The sequence below is a fragment of the Zoogloea sp. genome (assembly GCF_041911615.1).
In the GTDB taxonomy this organism is placed as follows: Bacteria; Pseudomonadota; Gammaproteobacteria; order Burkholderiales; family Rhodocyclaceae; genus Zoogloea.
Window position 1 is genome coordinate 75,970 of record NZ_JAYROR010000066.1, and the last position, 20,339, is coordinate 96,308.

Consider the following 20,339-nt stretch of genomic DNA (forward strand, 5'->3'; position numbering starts at 1 on the left):
CCCGCTCCAACCCGGGTTCCTGATTTGCCACCGAACCCATGTTTGCCCTTTCCCTCCGGATGCTCCGCCGCGATCTGCGCGCGGGCGAACTCGGCCTGCTGCTGGTTGCCCTGGTGATCGCCGTCGCCAGCCTGACCAGCGTGGGTTTCTTCACCGACCGGGTCGCCCAGGCGCTGACCCGCGAGGCCAACCAGTTGCTGGGCGGCGATCTGGTCCTGGTGTCCGATCACGACCTGGACCCGGTCTATCGGGACGAAGCGCGGCGGCGCGGTTTGCGCAGCGTGGTGTCGGCCACCTTCACGAGCATGGCGAGCGTCGGCGAGGCAGCGCAGCTGGCGGGCGTCAAGGTGGTCGAGGACGGTCATCCGCTGCGTGGGGCGATCCGCATCGCGCCGGGGCTCAACCAGCCCGATGCGCCCGCGGTGGGGATTCCGGCGCCCGGCGCGTTGTGGCTCGACGAGCGCCTGGCCAGCGCGCTCGGGGTGAGTGTGGGCGATACGGTCGGGCTGGGCGCGCTGCGCTTTCGCATGGCTGCGGTGCTCACCTTCGAGTCGGATCGGGGCGCCAACTTCTTCAGCCTGCTGCCGCGCCTCGTCATGAATTCCGCCGATCTGCCGGCGACCGGCCTGGTGCAGCCGGGCAGCCGGGTGTTCTATCGCCTTCACGTGGCGGGCGAGCCGTCCGAGGTGGCCGGCTTCGAAGCCTGGGCCAAGCCCCGCCTGAAGCGCGGCGAGAGCCTCGAGAACGTGGACAATGCGCGCCCCGAGGTCCGCGCGACGCTGGACCGCACCGAACGCTTCCTGCGTTTCGCGGCGATGCTGGCGGTGGTGCTGGCAGCCGTCGCGGTGGGGCTGGCGACGCGGCGATTCGTCGAGCGGCATCTGGACGGCTGCGCGGTGATGCGCTGCGTCGGTGCCAGCCAGGGGCAACTCATGCGGCTGTTCGTCGGCGAATTCCTGCTGCTCGGGCTGGTGGCCGGGGCGGCGGGCTGCGTTCTCGGCTTCGTGGTGCAATTCGTGCTGAGCGCGCTGCTCGGCGATCTGGTCGGTTTTCCGCTGCCCGCGCCGGGCGGCTGGCCGGTGGCCCATGGCATGGCGGTGGCGCTGCTGCTCCTGCTGGGGTTTGCATTACCGCCGTTGATCCGCCTCGGCCGCGTGCCGACCTTGCGCGTGCTGCGCCGCGAGTGGGATGGCATCGCCGCCCGCGAGGGGCTGGCGTGGGCTGCCGGCGCCCTGGTGCTGGCGGCGCTGCTGGTGGGCATCGCCCGCGACGTGTTGCTCGGCGCGTGGGTGGTGGGCGGTTTCGCGCTGGCCTTCGCGGCGTACGGCGTGGTGGCGTGGCTGGTGCTGCGCGCGCTCGGGCGGCTGCGGGCGGTGGCGAGCAGCGGCTGGCGTTATGGCCTGGCGGGGCTGCGTCGACGCCCGGTGGCGAGTCTGGTGCAGGTGCTGGCCTTGGGCATGGGTCTGACGGCGTTGCTGCTGCTCACCCTGGTGCGCGGCGATCTGCTGTCCAACTGGAAGCAGGCCACACCCGCCGATGCGCCGAACCGCTTCGTCATCAACATCCAGCCCGATCAGCTGGACCCGCTGCGCGCCTTCTTCGCCGCCGAGGGCCGGCCGGCGCCGCGCCTCCAGCCGATGATCCGCGGCCGGCTGGTGGCGGTGAACAGCCGCCCCGTGGGGCCGGACGATTACGCCGACGACCGTGCCCGCCGCCTCGTCGATCGGGATTTCAACCTCTCCTTCGATGCCCGCCTGCCCGACGGTAACAGCGTGGTCGCGGGGCGCTGGCATGGCGACACACGGACGCCCGCGTTTTCGGTGGAGCAGGGGCTGGCGCAGACGCTGGGGCTGGCACTGGGCGACGTCCTCACCTTCGAGATCGCGGGCACCCGCAGCGAGGCGCGCATCACCAGCCTGCGCAAGCTCGACTGGGATTCGATGCGGGTGAACTTCTTCGTGATCGCCGCGCCGGGCATGATCGACGACTTCCCGGCCAGCTACATCACCAGCTTCTACCTGCCGCCCGCCGACCTGGCGCTGGCGAACCGACTGGTCGCCGCGTTTCCCAATTTCACGGTGATCGACGTGGCGGCCATCATCGCGCAGGTCCAGGGCATGGTCGATCAGCTCATCGGCGCGGTGCAGTTCGTGTTCGGCTTTGCCGTGGTGGCGGGCTTGGTCGTGCTGTTCGGGGCGCTGCAGGCGACCCACGACGAGCGGGAAAAGGAATTGTCGATCCTGCGCACGCTGGGCGCCCGCAACGCCCAGCTGCGCGCCGCGCTGCTCGCCGAGTTCGCCGTCCTGGGGCTGGTTTCGGGAGCGCTCGCGGGGCTGGGCGCAACGGGCATCGGCTGGGCGCTGGCGCACTTCGTATTCAAGCTGCCTTATACGCCCGGCGTCCTGCCAGTGCTGGTGGGCGCGCTGGCCGGTGCGCTGCTGGTGATGCTGGCCGGCTGGCTCGGCACGCGCCATCTGCTTGCCCGGCCCCCTCTCGCGAGCTTGCGCGCACTGAACTAATTTACAGTTTGACGTATACTGCGGGGATGAATCCCGATGCCGTCCAGAGCGTGGCCGTCGTGCCCGCGCCTACGTCCGCCATGTCGTTCCTGGTGCCGTTCGCCGCGTTCGCGGTGATCGCGGTGATCATCTGGCTGCTCGTCCAGATGGGGCGTCTTGCCCGCCGCCTCGACGAAGGCCTGGCCGAACAACAGCTGCACTTCGTCAAGGAGCTTCAGGCCGCGTCCACGGCGGGCAGCGATCGGGTCATCGATCTGGTGGCCGGCGAGGTGGACAACCTTCGTGACCGGCTGGACGCCGAACAGGCGGCTGCCCGTCAGGCGCTGCAGCAGCTTCACCTGGCCCTCGTCGGGCAGCTCGGCAGCCAGAAGGAGGAAACGGTACTGCGCCTTGCCGATCTGGCCAACGCCTTCGCGGTGGGCCAGGAAAAACTGCGTACCGAACTCCTCGCCGAAACCCTCAAGACCCTCGCCGAACACGCCCGGGCCGACCGCGAGCTGCTGCAGAGCGGACTTAAGTCGGCATCCGAGCAGCTCGGCAGCAGCATCGAGGCGATGAACCGCACGGTGGGCGAACGCCTGGAGGCGATCACCGGCCACGTCAATCAGCGCCTCGACGAGGGCTTCCGCAAGACCAACGAAACCTTCGCCAGCGTCATGGCTCGCCTGGCGACCATCGACGAGGCCCAGAAAAAAATCGGCGATCTCACCACCAACGTGGTCAGCCTGCAGGAGCTGCTCGGCGACAAGCGGGCGCGTGGCGCCTTCGGCGAGGTCCAGCTCGAAGCCCTGGTGCGCAATGCGTTGCCGCCCGAGGCTTTCGATTTCCAGTTCACGCTGCCCAACGGCACCCGCGCCGACTGCGTGCTGCGCCTGCCCGAGCCGACCGGCATGGTGGTGGTCGATTCGAAGTTCCCCCTCGAGAACTACCACCGCATGTTTGCCGGCGAGGTCGGCGATCTCGAGCGTCGGGCCGCCCAGGCCGCCTTCCGTGGCGACGTGAAGAAGCACGTGGACGCGATTGCCGGCAAGTACATCCAGCCCGAGGTGACCTCCGACGGGGCGGTGATGTTCGTGCCCGCCGAGGCGGTGTTCGCCGAGATCCACGCCTACCACCCGGAGGTGGTGGCTTACGCGATGAGTCGCCGGGTCTGGATCGTCTCGCCGACCACGCTGATGGCCGTGCTCAACACCGCCCGCGCGGTGCTCAAGGACGTGGAGACCCGCAAGCAGATCCACGTCATCAAGGATGCGCTGGGCAAGCTGGCCAAGGACTTCAACCGTTTCGACGAGCGGATGCAGAAGCTCGCCACCCATATCCGCCAGGCTGGCGAGGATGTGGCCGAGGTGCAGACCTCGTCGCGCAAGATCAGTGCCCACTTCCAGCGCATCGAGGCGGCGCAGCTCGACGGGCTGGACGAGCCGCCCGCCGCGTTGCCGGGCGCGCCGCGTGGCTGAGGCTCAGGGCAGGCCCTGGATCTGACGCTCTTTCGGCCAGCGGATCCGGTAATCCGCCGAAAACGTCTGGCTTGCCCCGGGGCCCAGGCGCTGCGCCCAGGCCACCAGGCCGCTGCGGCCATCCCAGTTGTCGGTGCTCGCCGGCGGCGTGTGGCGGGCCACCACCTCGATCTTGTCGTCGCGCCCCACCGGCGCACCGTCGAGGACGAGCAGGTCCACCGGCTGCTTGTGCAGGTTGGTGATCGTGAATTCGTCGGCGAGATGGCGTTCGGCCAGTTGCCCGACAAAGCCACTGCTGGCGTTCTGGGCGGCTACCGAACGCGTCGTGACGCGCACCCGCTCGTCGCGACCGAAGGGCAGTTCGAGCTGGCTGCCGCGGGCAGCGTCCCAGCGGGTGGTGCCGATGTAGGCGCCGTTGCGATAGAGCTGCACGTCGCCGACGGGCCAGACGCCGTCCGGCAGTTCGCCGCGGGCCATCAGATAAGCCGCTTTTTCGTGCCGGGGCGCGACCTGGATCTGCAGCTTCACCGGCACCGGCTGGCGCTCGAGGCTGACGCTCAGGCTGCGCCCGTCCGCAGGCAGGCTGACGGGGTTGGAGATGGCGTATTCGGTGCTGAATTCCGCTTGCGTCACCGCCACCTCGAACAGTGGCGGTGGGGCGCTGGGCTCGGCGGCGGCTTTGGCCATTGCCATCGGCGCAGGGGCTGCTCGCGCGTAGGCCACGGGGCGGGCGTCGGACGGGAGTTCGGGACGCAAGTGCAGGTTCCAGGGCGCGGGCACGTCGCCGCTCACGCGGCGGCGCGGTTGCCCCGTGGTGAGCCGCAGCGAGACCCGGTTCCAGTCTTCGCCACTGCGCTGGGCGATCCGGGCGGTGCGCTCCAGGTCGACGCGGGCGGCGTCCGTGTCGAGCGCGGCGCGGTAGGTCGGGCGCCATCCTGCGTCGGCGAGCTGGTAGCGGATGCGTAGCTGACCGTCGCGGGCCGCACGAAGCCGGATCACCAGATCGCGCAGCTCGCCGACGGCGGGCTGGATCCGTTCGAGGTCGCGGATCAGACCTTGCAGTTGTGGCTCGAGCCGGGTTTTTTCGGTGTCGGCCTCGAGGATGCGGCGCTGGGCCTGGGCGCTGCCCTGGCGCAGGGCGGCCAGGTTCGGCGCGAGCTTTCCGATGGGACGGGCCGCCTCGCCCGGGGAGGCGAGACTGTCGAGGTATTTGAGCTCCAGCTCGGCCGCCTTGCGGTCGATGTCGATGGCCGCGAGTCGTGCCCTGAGCTGCTGGATCGCCTGGTCGAGACGCGCTTCCTCGGCGGTCAGGGGCGCGATGCGCGTGCGCTCGCGCAGTGTCGTGTCGCCGATCTCGATACCCGCGTCGGCATCGATCTGGAGCGTCTGGAGATCGAAGTTGGCCGGGAGCCCCGGCACTGCGAGTTCGGTGCTCCCGGCCCGGATGGGGGCGCTGCGTTCGACCAGCGCGCTGTCGGGATACAGGGTGACCTGGGTGATCGGCGCGACGTGGTGGGCTGAGGTTGCAACGGGCGCTGGCGGCGGCTCGGCCTTGACGGCGAGGGCGGGCGTACTGGCAAGGCAGGCGAGCAGCGCGAGGGCGGTGCCCGGCGCGCGCGGGTGATGAGTGGTCATCGGCGGTCGTCCGAGAAGGAGGATCCGCCGATTATAGGAGCGGGCCTTGCGTGTCGCCGGGCTGGATCGCAACGGGATATGTCGGCCGGTGAAAGCGGCGATCAGTAACCCTGGAAATCGCGCAGCAGGAAGACGTATACCTCGCGCCGGAAATCCGCGTGAATCGGCACGACGACCTTGCCGAGGGATTCGGACCCGGCGAAGCGCGCCGCGATCTCCGGAATCGCAGGCTGCCGGCCGACGTAAAGAACGTCGCGTCCGCGCTTGTCGGCCAGGGAGGTGACCAGCTCGTAGTGGTCGCGGGGCGGTCGGCCGGGGTTCCAGGCGGCGTATTCGGTGGGGTGCAGGCGATACACCAGATGGGCGATGAGCTCCCTGTCCTCGGCCACCAGGATTGCGCCGGGATGGGCGGTGAGCAGCGGCTGGACGCCGTCGGCGAGGCGAATCCAGCCCCGGGCGCGTTTGTACGGGTCTTTCTTGGCGGTCATCTCGATGCCGCCGAGACGGGCAATGTCGGGCCAATGGTAGGCCCCCAGGGCGGCGATCAGGTTGATCGCAACCCCGGCCATGACCAGCCGGGGCCACTGCGCCAGGAATACCGCCGGCACCAGCAGACAGGCGGCAACGAAGATCGGCGCGGCCCAGTTGCCGTTGGCGCGGCCGGTCAGGGCCTGGAGGCTGACCAGCAGCAGTAGCGGCACGATGAAGATCAGCAGCGTACGGTGGGCCGGTGTGCGCCACAGGCTCACGGCCTTGAGCAGCGCCCAGCCCAGCAGCACGCCGAGTAGCGGCCCGAAGGACAGCCACTGGGCGCCGACGAACTCGCCGAGCTGGCCCGGGTGCCAGCCGCGCTCGCCATGACCGCCGACACGGGTGATCTCGGCGGTGTGGCGGAAGGTCGGGAAATCGTGGGCCCAGTTCCAGTAAAGGTTGGGCGACAGGATCGCCGCCGCCAGCAGCAGTGCGACCCACGGCTGCGGCCGTGCCAGCCAGCGACGATGGCGGGGGTCGAGGGCGATCAGCAGCAGCGCGGAGGGCAGGAAGGCCGCCATCGTGTACTTGGACATCAGGCCGATGCCGATGAGCGCGCCGCAGGCCAGCCAGTCGCGCCAGCCGTCCCGTTCGAGGGCGCGCAGCAGGTATAGCAGGGCCAGCGACCAGCACAGCAGCAGCGGGGCGTCGGTGGAGACGAACAGTCCCAGCGCCGCCACCAGCGGCATCGACATGAAGGCGAAGCCGGCCCAGAAGCCGACCCGTGGCGAATACATCCGCGCGCCCAGCGCGTACAGGGCGAAGGCGGTGGCGGGGTAAAGCAGCAGCGATGGCAACTTGATCGCGATGATGCTGTCGCCGAGCAGGCGGGTGCTCGCGGCGATCAGGGCGGCGATCACCGGGGGTTTGGAAAAGTAGCCCCAGTCGAGCGCGCGCGACCAGCCCCAGTAGTAGGCTTCGTCCACGTAGAGGTCGATCCCGAGGTGGCCGATGACCCACAGGCGGTAGGCGGTGAGGACGGCGACGATCAGCGCGAGCGGCGCTGCGTAGCTGCGCGCGGCGCTCACGGTCGGGCCCTCACGAGGGCCACGCCGCCTTGGCGGAACAGGATGTCGACGGGTGCGTCGGCCGGCAGGCGGTCGATGCGGGTCAGCGCCATCTGACCCGGCTGGGGATCGCCTTTGAGCGTCACGCCCTGGCGGTAGACGCTGAAGCTGGGTGCGGTGGTAAAGCGCCAGAACAGCACTTCGCCGCCCAGCTCGCGAGCCTTGAGGCCGGCGGCCTTGACCGGTCCCTGGACCAGTCCGCCGGCGTACGGGACGACCACCCCGGCCAGCAAGCCGACCTGGACGGCGCCGGTGGCGACCAGTTTGGCCAGCGCCGGCACCCGCGGGAAGAACACGAACAGCGCCCAGACGATCAGGCCGGCGATGGTCGTGGCGATGTAGAAGGTGTCGGCGGTCTCGAAGGCGCGGGCGAGCTGGGCCCGGTAAAAGCCGTCGCCGAGCTTGCTGCGGGCAAGGGCGTCGAGCAGGTTGGGCAGCAGCGGGAAGAGGACGAACAGCAGCCCGGGCAGCAGCAGGTGGGGCCAGGCACGGCGCATCTGTCTGGCCTGCAGGCCGATCAGGATGAACAGCGGTGTGCAGCCGTAGAGCACGTAGTGGGGCAGCTTGGTGCCCGACAACGAGAAGAAGCCCAGCACGAAGCCGAACCAGATCCAGAGAAAGCGCTGCAGCGGATCGGCCAGGCTGGCGCGCAGGCGGGCCAGCGCACCGATCAGCAGGCCGCTCCAGGGCAGCAGCAGCAGCGGCACCGCCAGCAGGTAATAGAACGCGCTGCCCCCGTGGCCTTCGAGTGAGCCCGAGAAGCGCTGCACGTTGTGGCGCAGGATGAAGCCGTCGATGAAATCCTGTCCGTGGCGGTGCAGCGCATAGGCGTACCAGGGCGCAACGATTGCGACGAGGATCGCCAGCCCGAGGGGATTGAAGACCATCCGTAGCCAGCGCGTCCATTCGCCCCGGCTGGCGCAGTAGAGCAGGCTCACCGCGCCCGGCACGACCAGTGCCACCGGCCCCTTGGTGAGTGCGCCCAGCCCCATCCACACGAAGGCGCGCAGCAGCGGGGCGCGGCGGTCGGATTCGAGGTGGCGCCAGACGTCGAACAGGGTGAGCGCCAGCAGGCAGTTGAGCAGGCCGTCCGCGGTGGCGGCACGGCCGATGGCGAAGGGGCCCAGCGCGGTGCTCGCCACTGCGAGCGCCAGCAAGCCGGCGTCCTCGCCCAGGCGCTTGCGGGCGAAGAAGTAGGTGGCGTAGCTCCAGCCGATGGCGGCGAGTGCCGAGGGCAGACGGAAGGCCCACTCGACCCACTCGGTGCCGCCGAAGACCAGGTAGCCCAGCGCCTGCAGCCAGTAGATGAAGATCGGCTTGTCGAAGCGTGGGGCGCCGTTGAGGTAGGTGAACAGGAAGTCGCCCCGTTCGAACATCTCGCGGGTGGCTTCGGAGAAGGCGCCTTCGTCCACGTCGAACAGCGGCGCGCCGCCCAGCCGCAGCAGGAAGGCGACCAGGGGCAGGGCGAGGATCAGGCGGCCGAGGAGAGTTCCCGCGAGCCGCCCGGGGGCGGAGGCGTATCCGTTCATGGGCGGCGGCGAGGGTCAGGACTTGCCGGCGTGCCAGCCCTGGCCGTCGTCGAGGGCCGGGGTGTCGCGGGCGACGTAGGCCTGGCTCTGACCGGATTCGAAATAGACGCGGGTGAGCAGCTCGGCCAGTACGCCGGTGGTGACCATCTGGATGCCGGCGATGACGAAGAAGAAGCCGCCGAAGAACATCGGCCGGGTGCCGATGGAGGCGCCGGTGAAGAGCTTCAGGCCGGTGAGGTAGGTGAGGATCAGCATGCCCAGCGCGCCCAGGCCCAGGCCGATGCCACCGAAGAAGTGGCCCGGGCGGGTGCGGAAGCGCATGAAGAAGTAGACGAAGATCAGGTCGAGGATGACCCGGAAGGTGCGGGAGATGCCGTATTTGGATTCGCCGAACATCCGCGCGTGGTGGGTGACGACTTCCTGGGCGATCTTGCGCGGTGTGGTGACCGTGGCCAGCCACGCCGGGATGAAGCGGTGCATCTCGCCGTACAGGCGGACGTTCTTGATCGCGGTGGCGCGGAAGGCCTTGAGCGAGCAGCCGTAGTCCTGCAGCTTGACGCCGGTGATGCGGGCGATCAGGCGGTTGGCGATCTTGGACGGGATTTTGCGCAGGATCATCCCGTCCTTGCGGTTCTTGCGCCAGCCGGCGACGAGGTCGAGGTCCTCGCGGAGCAGGCGGCCGACCATGCGCGGGATGTCGATCGGGTCGTTCTGGAGATCGCCGTCCATCGTGACGATCACGTCGCCGCGGGCAGCGTCGAGGCCGGCCTGCATGGCGGCGGTCTGCTTGAAGTTGCGCATCAGCGCGACGATGCGCACGTGGGGGCCGAAGCGCTTGGCGGCCTTCTCGAGGTTGGGCACGGTGTTGTCGGACGAGCCGTCGTCGACGATCACCACTTCCCACGGATACGGGTAGGGGTTGAGGGCCAGGTGGATGCGCTCGAGGAGCGGGTCCACGTTGTCTTCCTCGTTGTAGAGCGGCACCACCACCGACAGGCGGTGGGGCGGCAGATCGGCCGGGATTTCCGGCGTGGCCGGCGGGAGCGGGGAGAGCTGGGTGGTGTCGGTCATGGCGATTATTCTGCTGGATGTCGGGAGGACGCCCCGTCGGCGGCGGACGAGGCGGATTGTAAGTCGGACGCGCCCGGGGTGGGCGTTTGCCGCGCGTTCGCGGCCGGGAAAAGCCAGGCGATGGCGCCGGCGGTGACCGCGCAGGCGATCACGAACAGATGTAGCGCGAGGGCGACCTGCAGGCCGCTCTGCAGTGGCACGCCGCTGGGCAGCAGGGCGGCGGCGGCACCCGCCTCGTAGGTGCCGAAACCGGCCACCCCCTGCACCGGCAGGATCGCCGCGAGCTCGGCGCCGAGGGCGCCGGCGGCACCGACGTCGAGCGCGGCGGGAATCAGTGCGGCGAGCAGTCCGGCCTGGGCGGCGAGTTTCACCGTCCAGTTGGCGAGGGTCCAGGCCCAGCCGAAGCGGGCGTGGCGGGTGCTCTCGGCGAAGGCGTCGCGCACCTTGGCGAGCTTGGCGGTGACGCCGCTGCCGTCGGCCCAGGCGTGGGGGGCGCGCGCCCAGCGCGGCAGCCACCAGGCCAGCGCCATCACGCCGGCCACCGCCAGCGCCTTGAGGCCCGGATGCAGGCCCGGCCACACCAGGGCGGCCAGGGCCATCACGACGAAGGCGTCCTGCAGGCGGAGCCAGAACAGCGAGGCGATGGCGCGGGGCAGCGGCACGCCGAAGTGCTGGCGCAGCAGCAGCGGAAAGGCCGCTTCGCCACCCCGGAAGGGTACGACGTTGATCATCGCGTTGTGGATCAGGGTGATGCGCAGGCAGGTGCCGAAGCGGCCCGCCGCCTGGTGTCGGAATTCGTCGAAGATGCGCAGTGCGCGCAGCAGGTAGGAGAGCGCGAAACCGCCCGCCGCGAGGCCCAGGGTGAGCCCGTCGAGTCGGGCGAGCAGCTCGCCGAGGCCGCGCCAACGGCCGTCGGCCATCAGCCAGGCGAGCAGGCCGACGGACACGGCGATGGCGAGGATGCGCTTGAGGGTCATGGGTGACGTTCCGCGGCGTTCAGGCCGACCGGTCGTTGGAGAGGGCGGCAGCGGCACCGCCGATGCCCCAGGCGGCGAGGCCGATGCGGTAGAGGCGTACCTCGGGCTGGCCCAGGTCGATGAAGAGCATCGCGAGGCTGGTGGCCAGCGCGATCGCTGCGATCACGCGGACACCCGCCGGGTCGTGCAGGAAACTGCTGCGGCCGGTGAGCCAGGCGCCCAGGGCGCCGATGCTCCAGCCGCCGGCCGCGCCGGTGAGCACGTCGAGGGGCCAGTGGGCGCCGACGGCGATGCGGGAAAAGGCGATCAGCCCCGCCAGGGTGAGACTGACCACGGCGGCGCGCTTTCGCGTGGCCGGGTTGGGCCAGGCCAGGGCAACGGCAGCAGCGGCGACGAAGACGGTGACTGCGTGTCCGGACGGGAAGGCGTGGACGTAGAGCTTCTGGCCGATCAGGTTGAAGCTGTCGGCCTCGAGCACGCCGGCGGGCCGCATGATGTCGAAGTAGCGTTTGCCGCCCTCGCTGAACACGATGGCCAGCGGCGCGGCCAGAAATGCCGATGCGAGCAGGCGCGGACGGGTCTTGAGGGTGGGGGCGAGCAGGGCGATGGCGCCGATTACCGAACCGGTGACGGTGAGCATCGACCACACGCCGGCCGGGATGCGCCGCGCGGCGCCGTTGAGGCTGACGAACAGCGCCTGGTTGGTTCCGGTCAGGGCCACGCCGGCCGCCAGTGCGGCGAGCACCAGCGCGGGCACCAGCGCCCAGCCGAGCGGGAGGGCCGGAGGGGCGTCGGTGGGGGTGGAGTCGGTGACGGGAGGGAGCAAGGCAGGCTGGCGCAACAAAACAGCGCAGTTTACCCGATTGCGCGTCGGCATCGAAGCCGGCGTGGTCAGGCGGCGCGACCGGGGCCGCCGCTGACGGCGGCGAGGGAGATCCGGCGCTTGCCGATGTGCTTGGCGCGGTACATCGCCGCATCGGCGGCACGCAGCAGGCTGTCCTGGTCCTCGCCGTCGTCGGGGGCGATGGCAAGGCCGATGCTGCCGTTGAGGATGATGGTGTGGCCCATCACTTGGAAGGGATGGCTGAACACCCCGAGCAGGCGTTCGCCGAGGAAAGTGAGGCTTTCGCGGTTGCCCACGTCCGGGAACACGCCGACGAATTCGTCGCCGCCGGTGCGGGCGATCAGGTCGCTGATGCGCAGTGCCGAGCTGAAGCGCTGGGCGATCTGCACCAGCAATTCGTCTCCGACGGCGTGGCCGAAGGTGTCGTTGACCGGCTTGAAGCTGTCGAGGTCGAGGGCGGCGACGCCGAGCACGAGGCCTTGCTGCTTGCAGCGGGCGAGTTCCCGCTTGAAATGGCCTTCGAGGAAGCCTCGGTTCGGCAGGCCGGTGAGCGGGTCGTGATTGGCCAAGTGCTGCAGGCACTCGTTGGTCAGGTGGCGGGCGGTGACATCGAGCAGGGTGACGATGCGTAGCGGGCCCTTCTCGCTTTCGATGGTGCCGGGGATGCGTTCGATCGCGAGGGGCATGCCGTCGGGGCGCTCGCCCGTCCAGACGCCGTCGTTCTCCTGGAGGATGTCCTCGATGCGCTTGCCGCGCAGGTCGCGGCGGGGACGTCCGAGCATTCGGCAGGCGGCGCGATTGGCGTCGGCGATCTTGTCGGTGCTGCCGAGGATGCAGACCCCCGCGCCGATCTGGTTCATCATCGAGCGCATCAGCTGGCCCGAGCGCTCGAGGCGGCGGGTCTGGCGGATCAGCAGGGTGCCGACCACCGCGAAGGCGACGACGCTCGTCCCGAGGGCGACCACGACCAGCTGCATCGCGCTGCGGCTCGCGGCGTCGCGTTTCTCGGCCAGATGCACGCCCAAGGCGGCGAGCGCCGGGCCTAGGGCGCGCAGCTCTTCGTACGCCGCACTTGAGCCGCGCGCGCTGCTGTTCAGGCGCATGAAGCTGCTCCAGCGCACGATCACGTCGGTGAGGGCGTGGCGCGTGTCGGCCGCTTCGATCGGGACGAGCTGGGTGAGGGTGTTGTCCAGGCCGCGGATTTCGCCCCCGGTGCGCAGGCCCTGCAGCGCCGCGCTGAGCCAGGCGTGCTGGGGGTCGCCGATGGTGGGGTTGTCGGGAAAGTCGGCGCCGGACACGACGCCGGCGCTGGCGGTGAGGCGCCACACGACGGTGGTGATCTCGCGCACCATCGCCACCTGGTCGGCCAGTTCGCGCTGGTCGGTGTTGCGCTCGTAGGCCATCGCCAGCAATGCCGTCTCGATCGCGCAGAAGGCCACGACGATGCTCCAGAACAGGCGCGACGAGAGGATGAAGGCTCCGCGTGTGGTCATGGCGACGATGGTTAAAAAATCCCAACCGCCAATTATGTCACAGTTTTATTCCTGCGTTACCGTCCCGTTCTTTCGACGCAAGCGCGAAACGGGAGGTCGGAGCCGGTGTGGGGCTCGGGTATAATGCGCGGTCTTCCTCGCGTCCGGCTGTCGGGTGATTGAACCGCGGCCGGGCCGGTTTCAACTTCGCGCCCATCCCTGCCATGTCCGAAATCCTCAAGCTGCGCGGTGCGCCCGCCGTTTCCAGTTCCCGTCTTGCCCGGCTGACCGACTCGGTCAAATCCGTCCTGCCACGCCTCAAGGGGCTGGCCGCCGAGCACTGGTATTTCGCGGAGATCACCGCGCCGCTCTCGGCCGACGAGCTGGCGCGGCTGGTGGATCTGCTCGGTGCTCACCCGGAAGGCGAGGCGCCCGCCGGTAGCCTGCTGATGGTGACGCCGCGCCTGGGCACCATCTCGCCGTGGTCGTCGAAAGCCACCGACATCGCCCACCAGTGCGGCTTCGACAAGATCGTCCGCATCGAGCGCGGCACGGCGTATTCCTTCGAGCTGCGCGGCGGCCTCGATGCCCGCGACCGCGACACCGTGCTGCCGGCGATCCACGACCGCATGACCGAATCGGTGCTCGACAACCCGGACGCCGCCCATGCGCTGTTCCACCACTACGCGCCGCAGCCGCTCACCACCGTCGACATCGTCGCCAAGGGCCGTGATGCGCTGGTGATCGCAAACAGCGAGCTGGGCCTCGCCCTGTCCGAAGACGAGATCGACTACCTGGTGGACAACTTCACCCGGATGGGTCGCAACCCGACCGACGTCGAGCTGATGATGTTCGCCCAGGCGAACTCCGAGCACTGCCGCCACAAGATCTTCAACGCCGACTGGGTGATCGACGGCCGTCCGATGGACAAGACCCTCTTCGGGATGATCCGCGAGACCCACAAGGCCCACCCGGAAGGCACCGTCGTCGCCTATTCCGACAACGCCTCGGTGATCGAAGGCGCGGCGGTGGACAAGCTCTACCCGGACGAGAACGGCGCGTGGCAGTTCCGCAACGAGCTCACCCACATCCTCGCCAAGGTCGAGACCCACAACCACCCGACGGCGATCTCGCCCTTCCCGGGCGCGTCCACCGGCTCCGGCGGCGAGATCCGCGACGAAGGTGCCACCGGCCGCGGCTCCAAGCCCAAGGCGGGCCTCGCCGGCTTCTCGGTGTCGAACCTCGAGATCCCCGGCTTCGAGCAGCCCTGGGAGCAGCACTACGGCAAGCCCGAGCGCATCGCCTCGGCCCTCGACATCATGATCGAAGGCCCGCTGGGCGCCGCCGCGTTCAACAACGAATTCGGCCGTCCCAACCTCACCGGCTACTTCCGCACCTTCGAGCAGAGCGTGCAGGACGAAGTGCGCGGCTACCACAAGCCGATCATGATCGCCGGCGGTCTGGGCAGCATCCAGGACCAGCAATCGTTCAAGATCAAGTTCGGCCCCGGCACCCTGCTGATCCAGCTGGGCGGCCCGGGCATGCTGATCGGCCTGGGCGGCGGCGCCGCCTCGTCGATGGCCACCGGCACCAACACCGCCGACCTCGACTTCGCCTCCGTCCAGCGCGGCAACCCCGAAATCCAGCGTCGCTGCCAGGAAGTCATCGACGCCTGCTGGCAGAAGGGTGACGCCAACCCCATCCTGTCGATCCACGACGTGGGCGCAGGTGGACTCTCCAACGCCTTCCCCGAACTCGCCGATTCCGCCGAGCTCGGCGCCCGCTTCGAACTGCGCGAAGTGCACATCGAAGAGCCGGGCATGAGCCCGCGCGAGATCTGGTCGAACGAATCCCAGGAACGCTACGTCCTGGCGATCGCCCCCGAGAGCCTGTCGGTCTTCCAGGCCATCTGCGAACGCGAGCGCTGCCCGTTCGCGGTGGTGGGCACGGCTTCGGCCGACGGCCATCTGGTGGTCTCCGACCGCCACTTCGACAACAAGCCCGTCGACATGGAGATGCAGGTCCTGCTGGGCAAGCCGCCCAAGATGACCCGCAATGTGTCCTCGCGCCAGGTCTTCGTGCCGCCCTTCGACGTCACCGACATCGCCCTCGACGATGCCTGTCGCCGCGTGCTGTCGATGCCGGCCGTGGCCAGCAAGAACTTCCTCATCACCATCGGCGACCGCTCGGTGGGCGGCATGACCGCCCGCGACCAGATGGTCGGCCCGTGGCAGGTGCCGGTGGCCGACGTCGCCGTCACCACCATGAGCTTCCACGGCTACCTGGGCGAAGCCTTCGCGATGGGCGAGCGTACCCCGGTCGCCACGCTGGATGCGCCGGCCTCCGGCCGCATGGCCATCGGTGAGTCCATCACCAACATCGCCGCCGCCGACATCCGCTCGCTGGGCGATGTGAAGCTCTCTGCCAACTGGATGGCCGCCGCCGGCCATCGGGGCGAGGACGTCAAGCTCTACAAGACGGTCGAGGCCGTGTCGCAGTTCTGCCAGCAGGCCGGCATTGCGATCCCGGTGGGCAAGGATTCCCTGTCGATGCGTACCGCCTGGCAGGACGAAGGCGAGGCCAAGCAGGTCGTCTCGCCGCTGTCGCTGATCGTCACCGCGTTTGCGCCGGTTCAGGATGTGCGTCGCACCCTCACGCCGCAACTGCAGTTGCTGGAAGGCGTCGAGACCGAGCTGCTCCTCATCGACCTTGGCAACAACGCCAACCGCCTCGGCGGCTCGGTGCTGGCCCAGGCCTACAATTCCGTCGCCGAGCACGCGCCGGACGTGGACGCCGCCCAGCTCAAGGCTTTCTTCGATCTCATCCAGCAGTGGCGCAAGGACGACCTGATCCTCGCGTACCACGACCGCGCCGACGGCGGCCTCTTCGCCACCCTGTGCGAGATGGCCTTCGCGTCCAAGTGCGGCCTGTCGGTGATGCTCGATACCGTCGCCTACGATCAATTCATGAATGACGTGGATGGCCTCGACAAGCGCCCGGATTCCCTCAAGGGCCGCTTCAACGACATGCTGTTCAAGGCGCTGTTCGCCGAAGAGCTCGGCGCGGTGATCCAGATCCGTCGCGACGACCGCAGCCGCTTCACCGAAGCCCTGCGCGCCGCTGGCCTTAGCTATCACTTCGTCGGCGAGCCCAACGATCGCGACGAGCTGCGCTTCTGGCGCAACGCCAAGCTGGTGTTCAGCGCGCCGCGCGCCGAGCTGCTGCAGACCTGGTCCGCCACCAGCTACCAGATCGCCCGCCTGCGCGACGACGCCGAGTGCGCCAAGGAAGAATTCGAAGCCCTGGCCGACGTTGCCAACCCCGGCCTGTCGGTCAAGCTCGGCTTCGACCCGGCCGAGGACATCGCCGCGCCCTTCATCGCCACCGGCGCCCGCCCGAAGATCGCGATCCTGCGCGAGCAGGGCGTGAACTCCCAGGCCGAGATGGCCGCCGCCTTCGAGCGCGCCGGCTTCGCGCCCTTCGACGTGCACATGTCCGACCTCCAGGCCGGTCGCGTCCATCTGTCCGACTTCAAGGGCCTCGCGGCCTGCGGCGGCTTCTCGTATGGCGACGTGCTGGGGGCAGGGCAGGGCTGGGCCAAATCGATCCTCTTCAACGGGGCGCTTCGCGAACAGTTCGAGGCCTTCTTCAACCGCGCCGACACCTTCGCGCTGGGCGTCTGCAACGGCTGCCAGATGATGTCGAACCTTGCCGAGATCATCCCCGGCGCCGACTGCTGGCCGCGCTTCCAGCGCAACCGCAGCGAGCAGTTCGAGGCTCGCTTCGTGATGGTCGAGGTGCAGGAAAGCCCGTCGATCCTGCTCGCCGGCATGGCCGGCAGCCGGATGCCCATCGTCGTTTCCCATGGCGAAGGCCGCGCGGTGTTCCAGGGTGTGGACGACAAGGACAACGCGCTGGTTTCGCTGCGCTACGTGGACAACACCGGCGCCATCGCCACCCGCTATCCGTTCAACCCGAACGGTTCGCCGGATGGCATCACCGGTCTCACTACGCCGGACGGCCGCTTCACCATCATGATGCCGCACCCCGAGCGCACCGCCCGCACCGTGCAGATGAGCTGGCACCCGGCCGATCTGGGCGAGGATTCGCCGTGGCTGCGGATGTTCCGCAACGCGCGCAAGTGGGTCGGTTGAGGCCGGCGTCACGGTGAATGAGAAGAGGAGGCCGCGGCCTCCTCTTTTTTTGCCTGCGCCCCCCGGGTGGGACGCGCTCAGGGCTGCGTGTCGGCAAGGGCGGCGCGGAAGGCGGCGAGTTCCTGTTCGAGTTCGTCGAGCAAGCCCGGCAGGGGGCCCAGGTCTGCGCTGCGGGTTTTCTGTTCGACGCTGTCGAGCAGCAGGATGATCGGTTCGGCCCCCATCGCGCCGAGCAGTCCGCGCAGGGCGTGACTGTGGCGCAGGGTGGCGTCGGCGTCGTTAAGGTCGACGGCGTCGCGCAGGCGCTTCAGGTCGTCGGGCAACTGGGCCAGCAACTGGGCGCCGATCAGTTCGATGATCTCCCGGTCGGCATCGAGCAGTGCCCGGGCGTAGTCGAAGCGGGTGCGGGTGGCGCGGGGGGCCGTGCTGTCCGGATGGAGGGTGGCGATGCGGGCAAGGCGCGCCTTGAGGGCGGCACTCTCGAGCGGTTTCGGGAGGTAGTCGTCCATGCCGGCGGCGAGGCAGGCGTCGCGGTCGGCTTCCATTGCATTGGCGGTGAGGGCGATGATCGGGATCTGCAGGCCGCGGCGGCGGATTTCGCGGGTGGCGTCGAGGCCGTTCATCACCGGCATCTGCATGTCCATCAGCACCACGTCGAAGCGCTGGTCTGGCTGGGCGAGGCAGTCGAGGGCGAGCGCGCCGTTCTGGGCCACCGTGACATGGTGGCCGATGCGGCCGAGCAGGGTGACGATGAGCTTCTGATTGACCGGGTGGTCTTCGGCGAGCAGGACGTGCAGGCTGCGCTGGTCTTCGGCGATGGCGTGGCGGGTGACCAGACGCGGGGCGCCCGAGGCGCCGTCGTCGGCGCCCGGGTGGAGGCGGCCGAGGACGCGGCGCAGGGTCTGGCGGATTTCGTCCTGGGTGATCGGGCGGGTCAGGTAGCCGTCGATGCCGATCTCCCGGCAACGCGCCGCGTCGCCCTTGGTGCCGACCGACGAGAGCAGGACGAGGGCAGGCTTCGGGATGTCGCCGAGCTGCAGGATGCGCTGGGCGAGACCGAAACCGTCGTCGCCGGGCAGGCCGGTGTCGAGCAGCACGACGTCGAACGGTTGGCGGCGGGTGGCAGCCTGCAGGGCGGCGAGGGCGCCGGCCGCGCTGTCGGTGCTCGATGTCTGCAGCCCGGCCTGCCGCAGGGCCCGCTCGAGGATCAGGCGGTTGGTCGGGTGGCCGTCGACGATCAGGGCGCGGCGGCCGACGAGTTCGGCGGGTTGGACGAGGTCGTCGCCGGGCGCCTCGAGCGGGTCGAGGGGCAGATGGAAGTAGAAGCAGCTGCCCTTGCCGGGCTCGCTGGCGACACCGATCCCGCCGCCGAGGGCAACGACCAGGCGGCGGGAGATGCTGAGGCCGAGCCCGGTGCCGCCGAAGCGACGGGTGGTGGAGCTGTCTTCCTGGGAGAAGGCTTCGAAGACGCTGCGAATCTTGTCGTCGGGGATGCCGATGCCGGTGTCGCGCACTTCGATGCGCAGACGGGGTTCGGGGTGGCTGCGGTCCACACCGAGCTTGACGCCCACCTCGCCCCGGGGGGTGAACTTGATGGCGTTGCCGACCAGATTGAGGAGGATCTGGCGCAGCCGCCCCGGGTCGCCACGTACCCGCCGGGGCACGTCCGGATCGATGTCGCAGACGAGTTCGAGACCTTTTTCGTAGGCGCGCAGGGCGACGGACTTGAGGGCTTCGGTGATCGTGCGGTGCAGGTCGAAGTCGATGGTCTCGATGAGCAGCTTGCCGGCTTCGATCTTCGAGAAGTCGAGGATGTCGTTGATGATGGTGAGCAGCGATTCGGCCGAGGATTGGACGAGCTGGAGGTACTCGCGCTGCTCGGCGTCGAGGTCGGTGTCGAGCGCGAGTTCGGTCATGCCGAGGATGCCATTCATCGGCGTGCGGATCTCGTGACTCATGTTGGCCAGGAAGTTGCTTTTCGCGTTGTTGGCGGCCTCGGCGGCTTCCTTGGCCTGGCGCATGGCTTCTTCGGCACGCTTGAGGGGCGTGATGTCGTGGATCACGCCGATCAGCCCGCCCACCTCGCCGTCGGCGTCGACGAGGGCGACCTTGCGAAAGTGGGCGATCATGTTCTCGGGCCCGTAGGGCAGGGCGGAGTCGAATTCCTGCACGCCGCCTTCGGCGATCAGCCGGCGGTCGAGCTCGTCGTGGTGGCGGGCGTCCACGTCGGGCAGCAGTTCGAAGCTGGTCCGTCCCAGCCAGTCGTTACGGTTGACGCCGGTGAGAAGCTCGAAGGCGCGGTTGAGGCGGACGAAGCGCTGCCGGCGGTCCTTAATGTAGATGGGGATCGGGATCGCTTCGAAGAGCGTGTCGGTCAGTTCGAGTTCTTCGCGCAGGCGGCGCTCGAGCGCCTTGGTTTCGGTGATGTCGGTTTCGATGGCGATGTGACGGGTGATCTCGCCAGCCGCGTCGCGGAACGGGACCACCGTCGCTTCGACCCAGTATTCGCTGCCGTCCTTGCGGCGATTGCAGACCTGCCCGTGCCACACCTGCCCCGAGGTGATCGTGGACCACAGCTCGGCGTAAAAGGCGGCGTCGTGGCGGCCGGAATGGAGCAGGCGGCGGTTCGCGCCGACGAGTGCCTCGCGGCGATAGCCGGTGAGCTGGCACAGGCGGTCGTTGGCGTGAAGGATCACGCCCGCGGGATCGGTGACGCTGACGATGCTGTGCTGATCGAAGGCGAACTTCTGGTAGTCGAGTTCGAGGGTGCTGCGCTGGCGATCGGCCACCAGGGTGGCGAGTTGTCGGCTGATTTGCTCGAGATCGCCCTCGTGGTCGATGGGGGCGTCCTGCAGTGTCCCGAGGGTGGTGCGCAGGTCGTGAAGCGACTCGTCGTGCCGGGCGTAGCTTGCGCCGACCTGCGCCAGGAGCGGGGCGAGGCCCGCCAGGAGCGCTGCCCCCGGGCCGTCGGCGGCGAGTGCGCGAAGGTGGTCGAGGGCGGCGTCGAGGGCATCCGGCGAGTCGAGACCGGTGCTCGCGCGCAGCTGACGGAGCAGAGTCGGATGCAAGGGGGCCGTCATCGG

11 protein-coding genes are annotated in these 20,339 nt (G+C 69.2%); 3 read left to right on the forward strand and 8 right to left on the reverse strand.

The window, feature by feature from the left end; all coding sequences use genetic code 11:
- Window positions 1-38: 38 nt before the first annotated feature.
- Window positions 39-2,519: an ABC transporter permease gene (locus tag ACE3P2_RS07655; protein WP_374262953.1), complete on the forward strand. Its 2,481-nt coding sequence runs from the start codon at window positions 39-41 to the stop codon at window positions 2,517-2,519.
- Window positions 2,520-2,545: 26 nt separating this feature from the next.
- Window positions 2,546-3,976 (forward strand): DNA recombination protein RmuC, encoded by a 1,431-nt coding sequence (gene rmuC / locus ACE3P2_RS07660; protein ID WP_374262956.1) that lies wholly within the window; start codon window positions 2,546-2,548, stop codon window positions 3,974-3,976.
- Window positions 3,977-3,979: 3 nt separating this feature from the next.
- Here the strand turns inward: rmuC and ACE3P2_RS07665 are convergent, their stop codons facing one another.
- From ACE3P2_RS07665 to ACE3P2_RS07695, 7 genes are all read right to left on the reverse strand, one after another.
- Window positions 3,980-5,611, reverse strand: coding sequence for a mucoidy inhibitor MuiA family protein (locus tag ACE3P2_RS07665; protein ID WP_374262959.1), 1,632 nt, complete (start codon window positions 5,609-5,611; stop codon window positions 3,980-3,982).
- Window positions 5,612-5,712: 101 nt separating this feature from the next.
- Window positions 5,713-7,170, reverse strand: a complete 1,458-nt coding sequence (locus ACE3P2_RS07670) for an ArnT family glycosyltransferase (protein WP_374262962.1) — start codon at window positions 7,168-7,170, stop codon at window positions 5,713-5,715.
- A complete protein-coding gene (locus ACE3P2_RS07675; protein ID WP_374262965.1) occupies window positions 7,167-8,738 on the reverse strand; it encodes an ArnT family glycosyltransferase in 1,572 nt (523 codons plus the stop codon). Before ACE3P2_RS07675 ends, ACE3P2_RS07670 begins: the two co-directional genes overlap by 4 nt.
- Window positions 8,739-8,753: 15 nt before the next feature.
- Complete coding sequence (locus tag ACE3P2_RS07680) at window positions 8,754-9,809, reverse strand: glycosyltransferase family 2 protein (RefSeq protein ID WP_374262968.1); 1,056 nt, start codon at window positions 9,807-9,809, stop codon at window positions 8,754-8,756.
- 5 nt (window positions 9,810-9,814) lie between these two features.
- Window positions 9,815-10,786 (reverse strand): lysylphosphatidylglycerol synthase transmembrane domain-containing protein, encoded by a 972-nt coding sequence (locus ACE3P2_RS07685; RefSeq protein WP_374262970.1) that lies wholly within the window; start codon window positions 10,784-10,786, stop codon window positions 9,815-9,817.
- Between the two features lie 19 nt (window positions 10,787-10,805).
- Entirely contained in the window at window positions 10,806-11,612 is an 807-nt protein-coding gene (locus ACE3P2_RS07690) for a phosphatase PAP2 family protein (RefSeq protein ID WP_374262973.1), read from the reverse strand.
- Window positions 11,613-11,677: 65 nt separating this feature from the next.
- Window positions 11,678-13,123 (reverse strand): diguanylate cyclase domain-containing protein, encoded by a 1,446-nt coding sequence (locus ACE3P2_RS07695; RefSeq protein WP_374262976.1) that lies wholly within the window; start codon window positions 13,121-13,123, stop codon window positions 11,678-11,680.
- A gap of 203 nt (window positions 13,124-13,326) precedes the next feature.
- Between ACE3P2_RS07695 and purL the strand changes: the two genes are divergently transcribed.
- On the forward strand, window positions 13,327-17,256 hold the full coding sequence (gene purL, locus ACE3P2_RS07700) for a phosphoribosylformylglycinamidine synthase (RefSeq protein WP_374262978.1): 3,930 nt from the start codon (window positions 13,327-13,329) through the stop codon (window positions 17,254-17,256).
- 77 nt (window positions 17,257-17,333) lie between these two features.
- Here purL and ACE3P2_RS07705 read toward each other — a convergent pair whose 3' ends face one another.
- Window positions 17,334-20,336 carry a response regulator gene (locus ACE3P2_RS07705; RefSeq protein WP_374262980.1) on the reverse strand — a complete coding sequence of 1,001 codons (3,003 nt, stop codon included), beginning with the start codon at window positions 20,334-20,336 and terminating at the stop codon, window positions 17,334-17,336.
- Window positions 20,337-20,339: the final 3 nt, after the last annotated feature.